This window comes from Blautia glucerasea, from assembly GCF_013304385.1.
GTDB classification, from domain to species: Bacteria; Bacillota; Clostridia; order Lachnospirales; family Lachnospiraceae; genus Blautia_A; species Blautia_A ammoniilytica.
The window spans coordinates 122,408-135,990 of the sequence record NZ_JAAITU010000004.1 but is presented as its reverse complement, the minus strand read 5'-3'; the positions used below and the strand labels follow the sequence as shown (position 1 = coordinate 135,990).

General features: G+C 40.7%; 11 protein-coding genes. 1 reads left to right on the top strand and 10 read right to left on the bottom strand.

The genetic code is table 11. The features are described from left to right. Positions 1-106: 106 nt before the first annotated feature. Positions 107-466 (top strand): hypothetical protein, encoded by a 360-nt coding sequence (locus G5B11_RS03180; protein ID WP_173726856.1) that lies wholly within the window; start codon positions 107-109, stop codon positions 464-466. 117 nt (positions 467-583) lie between these two features. On the opposite strand, the gene G5B11_RS03175 is transcribed toward G5B11_RS03180, so the two are convergent. The 10 genes from G5B11_RS03175 to G5B11_RS03130 form a co-directional block, all read right to left on the bottom strand. Next, positions 584-1,573 (bottom strand): LacI family DNA-binding transcriptional regulator, encoded by a 990-nt coding sequence (locus G5B11_RS03175; protein WP_173726855.1) that lies wholly within the window; start codon positions 1,571-1,573, stop codon positions 584-586. Positions 1,574-1,619: 46 nt separating this feature from the next. Further along, positions 1,620-2,645 (bottom strand): ABC transporter permease, encoded by a 1,026-nt coding sequence (locus tag G5B11_RS03170; RefSeq protein ID WP_158420834.1) that lies wholly within the window; start codon positions 2,643-2,645, stop codon positions 1,620-1,622. A gap of 1 nt (position 2,646) precedes the next feature. Beyond that, complete coding sequence (locus G5B11_RS03165) at positions 2,647-4,146, bottom strand: sugar ABC transporter ATP-binding protein (protein WP_173726854.1); 1,500 nt, start codon at positions 4,144-4,146, stop codon at positions 2,647-2,649. A gap of 147 nt (positions 4,147-4,293) precedes the next feature. Then, positions 4,294-5,352 carry a substrate-binding domain-containing protein gene (locus tag G5B11_RS03160; RefSeq protein WP_158420836.1) on the bottom strand — a complete coding sequence of 353 codons (1,059 nt, stop codon included), beginning with the start codon at positions 5,350-5,352 and terminating at the stop codon, positions 4,294-4,296. A 97-nt stretch (positions 5,353-5,449) separates the two neighbouring features. Beyond that, positions 5,450-6,364 (bottom strand): sugar phosphate isomerase/epimerase family protein, encoded by a 915-nt coding sequence (locus G5B11_RS03155; RefSeq protein WP_173726853.1) that lies wholly within the window; start codon positions 6,362-6,364, stop codon positions 5,450-5,452. Beyond that, positions 6,361-7,410 carry a Gfo/Idh/MocA family protein gene (locus G5B11_RS03150; protein ID WP_173726852.1) on the bottom strand — a complete coding sequence of 350 codons (1,050 nt, stop codon included), beginning with the start codon at positions 7,408-7,410 and terminating at the stop codon, positions 6,361-6,363. Before G5B11_RS03150 ends, G5B11_RS03155 begins: the two co-directional genes overlap by 4 nt. A gap of 268 nt (positions 7,411-7,678) precedes the next feature. After that, positions 7,679-8,614 (bottom strand): GTP-binding protein, encoded by a 936-nt coding sequence (locus G5B11_RS03145; protein WP_173726851.1) that lies wholly within the window; start codon positions 8,612-8,614, stop codon positions 7,679-7,681. A 102-nt stretch (positions 8,615-8,716) separates the two neighbouring features. Next, positions 8,717-9,556 carry an LD-carboxypeptidase gene (locus tag G5B11_RS03140; protein ID WP_173726862.1) on the bottom strand — a complete coding sequence of 280 codons (840 nt, stop codon included), beginning with the start codon at positions 9,554-9,556 and terminating at the stop codon, positions 8,717-8,719. 2 nt (positions 9,557-9,558) lie between these two features. Further along, the gene (locus G5B11_RS03135; RefSeq protein WP_173726850.1) at positions 9,559-10,098 is read right to left on the bottom strand and encodes a DUF3877 family protein; all 540 of its coding nucleotides are present in this window, start codon (positions 10,096-10,098) and stop codon (positions 9,559-9,561) included. A 27-nt stretch (positions 10,099-10,125) separates the two neighbouring features. Next, positions 10,126-13,470, bottom strand: coding sequence for a DEAD/DEAH box helicase family protein (locus G5B11_RS03130; RefSeq protein WP_173726849.1), 3,345 nt, complete (start codon positions 13,468-13,470; stop codon positions 10,126-10,128). Positions 13,471-13,583: the final 113 nt, after the last annotated feature.

The window sequence follows — 13,583 nt, the reverse complement described above, 5'->3', positions numbered from 1 at the left end:
GAACTCAAGGCTGCTTTTTCGTTTACACCAACTCCGATTGTTTCCTTAACAGTTTGTTTCTGCCTGCAAGGGACCTGACGGCTCGCTGATCAATGGTTCTTCAACTGTGAAAACCTATCGGACAGGGCGAAAAGTCAAGCCGGCTATCCGTTCCATTTCCGTCAGCAATGTAAAGGTTACCTATAACTCCAGATTTGAGAAGTACATGGGGAAATGGACATGGCGTAAATATTACACCACCCGCTTCACTGTGAATGTGCAGCTGAAGAAGCAGCTTCCCGGTACACAAGGCTTATATATAGACGGCGTCAAATGCAAAGGAAAAGGGACTAACTTTAAAGTAAACCTTTCTTATTCAGGCAATCACAGAGGACGCAAAACACCGATTAATGTTATACCATATTCCAATACCAGCCGTGACAAGGGACTGGGCATAAATGCAAAAACAAAAGTTATCATTCGTTAAACCATGATATACAGTATAAGGCGGCTGCACCTGGCAGCCGCCTCTCTTGATCACATCGATTAATCTATGCACACACTCAAAAAGCGAATGCAGTTTTATCCTGCATCCGCTCTTTTTTCATGTTGATTCCCGAATTATCAATTCCGTATCAAGTATAAGAGACTTCATCTCTTCCTGTGGTTCTTCCAGCAGTTCCAGAAGCATTTCACAGGCTGTATAGCCCATCTGGAATTTGGGCTGATTCACAGTTGTAATAGAAGGTGTTGTCATAGAAGATAACTCGATATTATCAAATCCGACTACCAGAATGTCCCGCGGTACATGCAGATGAAAACGCTTTGCCGCACGGATCACTGCTGCCGCAAAAATATCTGATATTGTAAAAAAAGCATTTGGCCGGCTGTCAGAATTCAACAGTCTGCATATGGCTGCATATGCCATCTCATAGCTTACTTCCGGCAGCTGCACGATCCACTGCTTCGGAATCATCACCTCTGCTTTCTGAAGCGCATTCATAAATCCTTCCTGACGCCTCCTGGCATATTTAAAATTTCCCGGTCCATTGATCAGGGCAATCTTACTTCCGCCATTTGACAGAAGATATTCCGTTGCAATTTCTGCTGCTTTGGTGTCATCAATACTAACATACGGATAATCTGCGTGTTCATTGTATTCACAGCATTGTACCAGAGGTGCGATCGTCCGTATCTGATTCAGGGCCTCTTCTGATATACGGTTTAGAAGAATTACACCTGCAGCATCCACTCTTCGCAAAAGATTACAGAAATCCAGCATATTTCCTTTATTCAGATGTGATTCATGAATCAATAAATGACAGCCATGTGCCTTTGCAGATACTCGTGCTCCCCGAATGATTTCCTGATAAAATGCATTTTCGATTCCCGGAATATTCAGAACGACCAATGGTTGTGTTTCCTTTGAAACAGTGACCGTATTTTCCATCTGACATCCCAGTGAACGCATGGCCTCTTCTACCCGGCGGATCGTCGGCTCTTTCACCAGTTCCCTGTGATTCAGTACCCTTGACACTGTTGCCGGTGAAACCTGTGCTTTCTCAGCAATTAATGAAACGGTTATCTTCTTCATGCTTTCTCTCTTTTTCAAGTTTTATGTTTTTATTTTATCCTGCGTTTTATTCAGCCTTTTTTAATTTCTGTTTGATCTGCGGTCCTATGATCTGTACCATAATAACCAGCAGTAAGATAATTCCCTTGATCGCATTATTGATAAGAGAGTCCATCTTAAGGGACACGATGATCTTATCAATGATCGTATAGGACATTGCACCGAACAGGATTCCAAGGCATTTTCCTTTACCACCGGACATGCTGATCCCACCAAGTACTGCTGCTGCAATCGCATACATTTCATAGCTGTTTCCTGTTGTTGCCGGGTCGGCAGAAGCATTCATCGCAATCCAGAGAAAAGCACCAATTCCAACAAGTGCACCTGCGATCACAAATACGGAAATTTTCACAGCAGCGGTATTGATTCCCGCCATTTGCGCACCTTTCATATTACTTCCTACTGCATATACTTTTTTACCGTATTTTGTACTTGTTGTAATATATACAAAAACAAGGGTCATGATAATAAGTATCAGTCCAACGATTGGAATCGTAGATACTTTTCCGTTACCGAAATTGTAAAGAGTCTGATAAGAAGACTGGCTGTTTGCCATTTTGTAAACGGAACTTCCTCCACCGATCAAGGCTTTGTCCACATGCTGGCAGAAATACTGTGCAAAAGAACGATAAATCAGCATTGTTGCAAGTGTAACGATAAATGCGGGCATCTGGATCCATCCTACCATCACGCCATTGATCAAACCGCAGAAGGCACCAAACAGAACCGCAAATAAAAATGTGAGGATAATGCTGTTTGTTATGTTAAAGATTATAACAGAAAATCCGCCATCAAGAGCCAGCATAGAACCTACGGAAAGATCGATCTCACCAGTGATACAGATCAGTCCCATGCCCAGTCCAATGATACCGATTACTGCAGAATGACGAAATACATTCATCATACCGCTCCAGGTCAGTCCGTTTGTTGTCAGTGCATATACGATAAAAATTGCCACAAAAACAATGATATAACTATTTTCTCCCAGAAATCCTACAATACGTCCAGGAACTGTTGTATTCTTTTTACTCATTTTATTTTCCCTCCTCTGTCTGTGCCGCATTTGTTGAATACATCATAACGGTCATCTCATCAATTTCCTGATGTTCCAGGATCTTAATGATCTCGCCGTTATAAAACACTGCACAGTAATCGGCAACTTTCTGGATCTCTGGTATTTCCAGTGTATTGATCAGAATTGTTTTTCCCTGTTTAGCAAGTTCCAGGATCAGTTTGTAGATTTCTGCTTTTGCTCCTACGTCAATTCCCTGTGTAGGGTTGTCCAGAAGAAGAATTTCTGCATCTGTATTCAGCCAGCGCGCAAGAAATACTTTCTGCTGATTTCCACCACTCAGGGAGGTGATCGGATCTTCCCAGGAATTTGCCTTAATGTTCAGCATCTCCTTATATTTCTTGTATCTTTCGGCTTCTTTCTTTTTTGAGATGACTGGTTTCCACGCGGAAAGGGTATGCTCTGACAGATACATATTTTCCAGGATACTCATATCCGGAATCACAGAATTTTCCTTCCTGTTTGATGCCAGCATCGCAATTCCATCAGTCATGGCCGTATGAATAGAATGATCCCTCATAACTTTGCCCATCGCACGCATCTGACCGCTGTATGCTCTTGTTACACCGAACATACACTGCATCAGTTCACTGCTTCCGGCACCCTGAAGACCAGTCAGTCCAACGATGCTGCCTTTTTTCACTGCCAGATTGATATTGCGAAAACCTTCTCCACTGAAATTCTTCAGCTCCAGGATCATGTCTCCAAGGGGTCTTTTTTCATAAACATCCTGATCTGAGTATTTCTCACCAACCATCATACGTGTCACAGCTTCTGGTGTGGTATCTTTTATATTTCCGGTGCCTACAAATTCTCCGTTTCGGAATACGGTATATCGGTCTGACAGGCGGAAAATCTCCGGCATTTTATGTGAAATAAAGATAAAGGAAGTTCCCTTTTTCTTCAAATTATTGACAATGTCAAACAGATGTGCCACCTCATCATTATTTAATGATGTTGTAGGCTCATCCAAAATCAGAAGTTTTGCTTTAAAAAACAGAGCTTTTGATATTTCAAGCAGCTGTTTCTGGCTTGTTTTTAATTTAGAAACCTGCTGTGTAGGATCAATATCCACTCCCAGTTCCTGAAACAGTCTCTCTGCCTCCTGAATCATTTTTTTCTTATCCAGGCGGCCCAGTTTATTTGTATATTCTTTCTGAAGGAATATATTTTCATAAACTTTTAAATCGTTAAATAAATTTAATTCCTGATGTACAAAAGCAATTCCCATATTCTCAGACTGCTTGATCGTAATATTTTTTAATTTATTTCCATCAAATTCTATTTCACCTTTATCGCGAGGAAATACACCCGTCAAAACGTTCATAAGCGTTGACTTTCCCGCACCATTTTCGCCAAGAAGTGCATGCACTTCCCCTTTTTCTACTGTAAGCTGTACATTTTTCAGTACCGGAACCCCACTGAAGGACTTACAGATGTTACTCATCTGCAGCAAACTCATAATTCTCGCCTCCTCGCCCGATCTGTCGGGCTTTCTGATACACTGCTCTGATACACATTCACTTAATTATCTGACAGAAGGGAACTTTGCAGTTCCCTTCGTCATTTCTGTCTTATTTAAAAAGATTATATCATGAAAATATTTGATTTAGAAAGAAGGATAATCTTTTACGTTGTCCTTATTTACGATTTCACAGGCAATTACGTGATCCTGCTCTACATCTTTTCCATCCAGATAATCAACCATATCCTGGATTGCTGTCTGGATCATTGCCGGGCTGTAAGTTACAGATACAATACCGCCAAACTGATCTGCGATATCTGTGAAGGATTCTCCACGAAGTACTGCATAAAGTTCATCCAGTCCACCGCAGCCTGTCAGATATGGTGTATTTCCAAGGAATTTTTCTTTTGTTGCATCGTCAATTCCACCACCCTGAAGAGCTTCAAGGATACCCATTGCAAGTTCATCATCTTCTGCATAGAACCATTTGATGTCTGCATTTGATGCATCACCCAGCAGAGATTCAAAAGAGGTTTTTGTATCAGAACGGCTCCAGTTCATAGCGCCTGAATATGTAATGGATTTAAGATCATCTTCTGACCATTTTGCATCGTCTGCGATTGTTTTTCCATCATATTCCAGTTCTCCTGTAAGGTATTTTGTAAATCCACTGTCACGGAGAGTTGTTACAGAAGAAGTATCTCCTTCGTATACATAAACTGCATCACCAGGTTTCAGTCCCTGCTCTGTATAGTAAGCTGCACATGCTGCACCGATACCTTCGTTGTCACCTTTTACATTGGATACTGCACTGTCAGCTACACCATCGATGATACGGTCAAATGCTACATATGGGATCTCAGCGTCAACCAGCTGCTGGATTGCAGACTGAACAGTGTCATCGATTGGCTGAATAACAACGGCGATATTGTCTTCACCAGCTGCGATGATATCTTCAATGTTGACGATCTGTTCTGCCGCATCTGCAGATGTGATCAGTTCTGCACTGTAAGTTCCGGCATCATTTACTTCTTCGATTTTTTCTTTTGCGAATGTTGCTACGGAACCAGTCCAGCCATGATCTTCCGGAGCTGTCAGTACATAAACGTGTGTAGCATCTCCTTCTCCGTCCGCAAATACAGGAGTAACCATACTGCCCATTGTCATAGCTGCGATAAGCGTGCAAACTACTGTTTTCTTCATAATTCATTTCCTCCTTTTGGAATATGTTTGTTTTTAATAAGCGGTTTTCCCCCGCATTATTTCAGCTTTTAACATTTTAATAAATCAGATCGTCTTTTCAGATCACAAACTGTCTCATATATCTCAGAGAAAGTTTCAGGCTGTCCAGAACTCGTTCTTCAGAACCTTCAAAAGATTTATCTTCGATTTCAATGCAGGTATATCCTTCAAATCCAATGTCTGTCAATGCGGATACATATTTACCCCAATCCACATCTCCCAGTCCCGGAAGCTTCGGCTTCATATATTGAAGCGGATATGCCATTGTTCCACACTCTTTCAGTTTCTCTTTAAAAAGTTTTATGTCTTTGTAATGTACATGGAAAATTTTATCCTTAAACTCATAAAGCGGCTGAATGTAATCAATCATCTGCCATACAAAATGAGATGGATCATAATTGATTCCGATATAATCACTGTCAAGAATATCAAAAACTTTTCTCCAGATTACCGGTGTGGTCATCAGGTTCTGTCCACCTGGCCACTGATCTCCGTCAAAGAGCATGGGACAGTTTTCAATCGCAATACGTACTTTCTTTTCTTCTGCGTAACGCACGATTGGAATCCAGATTTCTTTTACCAGTTCCAGATTTTCTTCTACTGTCTTTGTCTGGTCTCTTCCAATAAAGGTTGTAACAAGGTTAATTCCAAGTTTTTTGCTTGCATCAATCACTTTATATAAGTGTTCTATGTTGGCGACTCTTTTTTCAAGATTACCATCCATGGTATTCGGATAAAATGCTAGAGAAGAAATCTCTACATTTTTCTCTTTGCAATAAGAAAGGATTTCTTCTGCTTCTTTATCTCCCAGATTTGCCACATCAATGTGGCTGACTCCTGCATATCTGCGCTCTGCTTTGGCTTTTGGCCAGCAGGCAACTTCCACACATTCATAGCCAATCTCTGAAACTGTATCGATCATTTTTTTGAAATCATAATCTTCCAGAATTGCACTGACTAACCCTATCTTCACTCTAATTCCTCCTCATCTACGCGAACGCATCTTCCAAGTTCGCTTGATTTCAGATTTCCGAAAATTACTTTCATTGCACTGAGTACACTTTTTCCCGGAACAGCAGGTTCTGTGTCATTTTCCACAGATTCTACAAATGAATCAATGATTCCTGATTTTGTCTGATTATCATTTGTCTGGATCTGGTCGATATCATAGAACACTTTTCCGCCGTCTTTACGGATCAGTTCGATACAGTATTTGGGATCATGATAAATCTTAAGCATTCCTTCTGTTCCATAGATGATCGTGGAATTGTCTTCCTCTCCATAATACGTCCAGCTGGCTGTCATCGTTCCGATGATTCCGCTCTTCATTTTGTAAATACAGATGGCATTATCATCTACACCGATCAGGTTTCCATTACTGTCTTTCTTATCCAGTGTCATCACTTTTGCAGTTGTTTCTTCTACTGTATCATTAAGCAGATACTGGATCAGATCTGTCTTATGGACTCCAAGGTCGGCCATTGCTCCCATTACAGCTCTCTTCTTATCAAAGAACCAGTTCTGTGGGCCGGCATCTATACTCCATGTTTCCGGGCCGCCATGTCCATAGGTTGTTCTGAAAGTAAGAACGTTTCCGATATCTCCACGCTGGATGAGTTTTCGTGCTTCTGCATGAGCCTTTGCAAATCTCTGATTCTGACCGATCATAAGTTTTTTGCCCATCTGCTCTGCTGTATCCACCATCATTTGACAGTCTTTTAATTTTGTTGCCATCGGTTTTTCACAAAGTACATGTTTTCCTGCTTTTAATGCTGCAATCGTAATTTCGGCATGAACATGATTTGCTGCACATACACTGACTGCATCAATTTCCGGATCAGCCAGCATATCCTCAATGCTTTCATAAGACCTGCAGCCGTATTTTTCAGCAAGATCCTTTGCCCGCTGCTGATTCAGATCATAAAGGCCGATCAGTTTTGCATTCGGATTATCCAGATATTCCGGAATATGACGAACCTGTGCAATCTTTCCACAGCCTATAATTCCGATTTTTACCATCTCATTACCTCCTTTATAATTTCATATGTTTTTCATTTTTTCAGTGTTTATTTCATTTTTCATCTAAAACATATCATTTTTCAGAAATACGGTCAACATTTTTGTGCTATACGTGTGTTTTTTCTATATTTTGCACCTTTTCATTATATATTTTTGACATTTATCACTATATTTTCTTATCCATTTCTGAAATCTTTTCATTTTTTTCATTTCAGACAACGTAAAAAAAAGGGATGTGGGCTAATACAAAATTCCCACATCCTCTTCTTTATTCTTGTTCCCAATATAACTGGATCTGTTCCCGGTTCATCCCTTCCCCGATCACAATGATCACTGCCTGGCCAGCTGAAACCGGCTGCACTGTGATCTCTCCATGAGTGGCATTTACTTCCAGCCACCCGTCCCCTTCTTTTACAAAGCCTTTGATCCTGGAAACCTGACCACAGCCAGAATCATTTAATATTTTCTCTGCTGCCCCGGCAAGTCTTTCTCCCGGAATCTCCATATTCATAAAATAAAGAGTGTCAAATCCCTGTTTTTCATCAAAATACTGCTTTTCATAGGCTTCTGTCCGATAACCGCAACCAAGAAGCATATCAAAATCCCTGTCCGTCAAAGTATCCCAGTCTTTGCACAGCACTTCATCCTGGAATCTGCGGCTACATTTTACCTGTTCCAGCGCCCGGTTCAGGTGATTGATCGCCGCATCTGCCTGTTCTTCTGAATATTTCTGGCATTTACTTAAGACCACACATCCTGCCTCAGCTGCTTCCGATGCCAGCAGATATTCTCCCTGGTCATCCAGCTTTTCCGGAAGCCCGGCATCAACAATCGTGATCACGTTGCCGATCTCATACCATTTATCCAACGGTTCCTCATACAATGCGTCAAAAAATTCATCCACGTCAAAGATCCCGGATGGCTCGATCAGTACCCGGTCATAACCGCACATCCCCATTGCAATCAGCTTCGTTTTGAATCGTCTTCTGTGAGTTTCCCGATCACAGCCACCTGCAATCATTTCCAATTCGCAGTGCTCCCCTTCCAGATCGTGCAGAAGCATCATATCCACATTCACTGCTCCGTGGTCATTCTCCAGTATTCCAATATTCATGCCTTTTTCAATCAGATACTCCGCATATTTTTTCATAAATGTGGTTTTCCCGGAGCCAAGAAAACCCGTGATCAGATCTACCTTTATCATCCTGTCATTCTCCTGTGCAGCACTTTTCTGATACAAACTATTCACAAGTCTGTCTTTCTGCATTTATCCCATTTATCGTATTTCTGCTCGATGCCTTTGAGCTTATTGTTTTTTTAGTCTGTATACTTCCCCCACACGTATTGCTTTCGCATCCGTGCCATGACCGATCATCCATGTTCTTGCTACCGGCAATAACTCCGAAATAAAAGGTTTCAAAAGAGGATACATCAGCTGTCCCTGGCTTTCCATACGTGTAAACGTGCCAAGCAGGATCCCTATGACTTTTTCAAAAGCCCCCAGCTGCTGCAGCTGACTTAGATAGGTAAGCATCTGTCCTTCCTGTCCGCCCAATGCTTCCAGAAGCAGGATCTTGCCTTCCAGATCCGGAAAATAAGGTGTTCCTGCCAGTTTCAGAAAGCATCGAATATTGCCGCCTGCGACTATGCCTTCCATGGTCTCTCCCTGCAGAAATTCATAGGGAAACTGAAAGAGTGTATCTTCCTGTCCGCATAAAGCTGCCTGCAGTTCCTTCTGCTGGCGTTCCCCCTGATCATAAACCAGATTCCTCACCTGATAAAGAACTGAGGATCTGCCTGTCTTTGTATAGATTGCATTCAGTACCGTGGTAAGATCACTGTATCCCCAGAAACACTTATCGCTTTTCTGAATTTGTGCATAATCCAGATACGGAAGGATTCCATTGGCCAGATCTCCGCCTGAAACATCAAAAATCTGACGGATTTCTTCATCCCTGTAAAATTCCATAAGTGCATCTGCCCGTTGCCTGGCAGTCCCGCTCCACACATGCTCCTGTGCATAAAGATATGGGGAATATACCGGTTCCAAGCCCATACCTTTCAGTACCAACTCCAGTGCTTGAAGATCTTTCTGGCTGCTCTTTTGCAAACCATTCGAGCAGCACACAATTCCTGCTTTTTCCATGATCAAAACCCAAATTCCTGATAGTCTTCCGGAAGGAATCTGTGATAAATAAAATGGCAGCCTTCATCCTTAAAACAGTAATAATATGGGTCATCCTCTTTATCCAGAAAACGGATCAGATAATCAAATTCATCACTATCCATCTTTGTAAACTCTACCTTCGCCCAGTATTTATCAAAAAGCTCCCGAATCCGTTCAATAGTACAGTCATGATCCGGGATCAGCTGGATCAGTGCCTTAATAAATTCATCCGGCTGGGTGTGCTCATGTACATACACGCTTCCTTCCTCCGGTATATGGAAACAGAATCTGTCATTTTTATGAGACACCGCCACCTCACCTAACTTCCCCTTTATGGACTCCCGCATTTCTTTCAACCGACCTGCCATCTCCTCTTCGCTGTCCTGTGTACTGAAAAAATGATTCAATGAAGACAGCGGGTAATACAGCTGTATTTTTTCTTTCTGGTAGCCCAGCTTTGCCTGCTCTTCCTTGATCACATCGATTAAGCTGCGTTCCAGCTTCTGAAATCCCTGATCCATCTTGATTCTCCTCTCGTATAAAGCCACTTATGCTGCATTGGCGTTGATTGTATCTATAACCTTTTTGATTCCCGTCCATACCGTCAGATCCGTGAATATTTCAACAATACTTCCCTGGTCGGTAAATGGCGATTCCTGAAGTACGGAAAGGTCTTTCATCATACCATTATGAACAATATATTCCACTATCTGGTTTACAAAATAAATCTGCCTGCTGTCAAGACTTGTATTTGTAAGATATTCAGAAAATGCTTCTTTCGCCGCATTCATGTCTAACCCAACAATCTCTCTGACAAATTCGCCAAGTGGCTTTGTTCCAAATTCAGATTCATAATCCCGTTTGGTGCCAACTTCACGCCACAGAATCTCTTCCAAAGATACCAGATCTGCTGATGTCAAAGGCTTATTTGTCTTTAACTTCGCAATCACTATATTATCCTGATGCTGCCTGATATAATACTCTGCCTTTGCTTTATAATTCGTCAATTCATCATTTTCAAGTTCCGCTTCTTTCCACTCTGTTGAAAGAAGTTCATCTGCAAAATTGGTAACATATTTCACATTGCCTTTTGGAATATACTTCATTAAACCACGAAGTCTTTCTCTGATTTCCTCAAACTCATTAATCCCGGCATGATCCAAATAGTCGGTATTCAAAATCTTATGAATCAAATCAGATTGTGCCTGAATTTCCGGAATATTAGCCACACCTGCAACCTGATCCACTTTTTTATGTAAATCGGTTCGGGCCTTTAAATACTTTTTCCCCACTAAGTAAGCCAGTTCAATTCCATATATAAGCGCATCAAACCGCACTGCACTTGCATCGTCTCCGTCTGGCAATATCAAAGGTGCAACTTCTTCCCTAATAATTAAAGTGTCTTCATATGTAAGTGTATTATAATTCTTTTCTGAAGAATATAGTTCCACATATTTCAAGTGTTGCCGCACAGCAAAGTTATCTCTTGGTAATTCCTGTACTTTTTCACTCATTTGTTTCACCAACGCTTTGCGATATGCAATTAATCGGTCAATTTGGTACTCAATATTCTGAAGCTTATAGGAAATTTCAAACTTCAGATTAAAAATCGCTCCCTGAAGCGCAATCATATTGGCGGTAGCTTTCCCTTTATTCATACGGAAAAATTCAAAATTTCCACAGAAATCAAAAATATAAAACTTCTGCTTGTCTTCTCCATCAAGCAAACCTGGACAAAGCCTTGTTCCTCTTCCTATCATTTGCCAGAATTTTGCTTTGCTCATCACTTTTTTGAAAAACACCAGATTCAAAACCTCTGGCACATCAATGCCTGTATCCAGCATATCTACAGAAATAGCTATCTGAGGCATCTTCTTGGGATCGGAAAACTCATCGATCGCACTCTGTGCATAGGTTATATAGTTATCTATAACCTTTGAAAAATCAGGCAGATGTGGATATTCTTTATTAAAAACTTCAAGTATTTTTTCTGCATGATCATGATTCTTGGCAAAAATAATCGTCTTGCCCAGTTTTTGACCATAATCCACTCGCAGCCCTTCTGTCATCAGGATATTCAGTACCTGTTTTATCGTATCCTCGTTAAATATCCACGTATTCAACGCTGATGAACTAATAGCTTCCGGCAGATTACCATGTTCCCCCTCAAAAGTTCGCTCATATGCTTCCTTATCTTCTTCTGATAATTCATCATACACAATACCCTGTTCAATAAACTTAAGCTTTGATTCAACAGAAATATAATCTACAAGATATCCGTCTTTTACAGCCTGCGCCAAATCATAACCATATGTAGGAACACCATTTTCCAGTTCAAACACTTCGTAAGTATTCTTATCAATTTCATCCTTGGGGGTAGCGGTAAGTCCCACCAGTGGTGCATCGAAGTATGTAAATATATCTCTATATTTATTGTAAATTGATCTATGTGCTTCATCACAGATTACAAGATCAAAATGCCCGCACGTAAACAGCTTTCCACAATTATCATTTACTACATCAATACAGTTTATCATGGTTTGATAAGTTGAGAAAACACACTGTGCATTGTAATTATCTTTTTCCTCAACAAGATTTGTACAAGATAATCTGTCTGAAAATGCATTCACAAAACTTCTTTTAGCCTGTGTCACCAATGAATTTCTGTCTGCCAGAAAAAGAATATTCTTTACCCAGCCGGCATCCAGCAGGCACTTGCATAATGCAATGGCTGTTCTTGTTTTTCCTGAACCTGTTGCCATAACGAGTAAGGCCTTTCTCCGGTTCTTCTCATCAAAACTGCTGCATACTGCTTTAACCGCAGCTTCCTGATAATATCTTCCTGCAATCGCTTTGTCCACTGTCACATGTTTCAGGCTGGTTCTTATGGTCAGTAAATTAAACCACTTTTCCAAATCTCTTTTAGAATAAATAACTGAACATTTTCTTTCCGGATATTGACCATCAATAATATGCGTCTCGAATCCATTGGTAAGAAAAACAACCGGTCTTCTTTTATATTGTTGTTCCAGTATATCAGCATAAAGTTTTGCCTGTTGTCTTCCTTTTGAAATATCAACACAAGTTCTTTTGGCTTCTACAATTGCCAATGGTCGATGCATATCATCATAAAGAACATAATCTGCACGTCCAGTTTCTGACTTATTTGGCATCCCGAAAAGTTCAACTTCATTCATCCAGTCCTTGCCTTCTATCCACCCTGCATCCATTAACATAGAATCAATATAAAGCTTCCGGGTTTTATATTCAGATAGATCAAGTGGCTTCGGCACATACGTCTGCTGCTGTTCCAGCCTGCGGGCAGACAGTTTTTCTTTAAGAGAGGCATTTTCTTCCATTAATTTCTGTAAGTCAAGTTCTTGTCTGGCAAATTTTTCCTGCTCTTTTTCTAATTCTATTCTTGCTGTTTTTGCCGCTTCCGTTGATTCCTTAGCCTTCTTAATTCTGGATGTTATGATTGTTTTATCAAATGAATGTTCCTCGTACTGATCTGCATAACAATATGCAATATAATCCAAATAAATAAACAGATTCTCCAGACAAAGCATTGCTTCATCTCTGCCTAATTTTTTATTACTATGTGCAACATTGTTTCCACTTCTGCGGATATAATCCATACGCTTCCACAAGTCAGATCCTATAATCTGTCTATACTCTTCTGCATTCATCAGATTTTGCAGATTATCCTGATAGGGCTTTTCCAGTTCCGCATCTACAGAATACATCCACTTAATCGCAAATTCCATCGCCCTGCGGCAATTGAGAATACTTGCTTCCGGATCCATTAATATAATTTTTTCTGCCGATATAGCCACATCTGCAAAGCTTGAGAATTTTGATTCCGCTTTTAAATAATCAAAATTGGTTCTCATGTGAAAGCCTCCCTTCTGTTCCAGGCAGTGTGTCCGCTGCTGCTAATTGCTGTATCTACGTTTTTATTTTAAAATGACAGGTACGTCTCTATCAAATACTTCTGTCATCTACG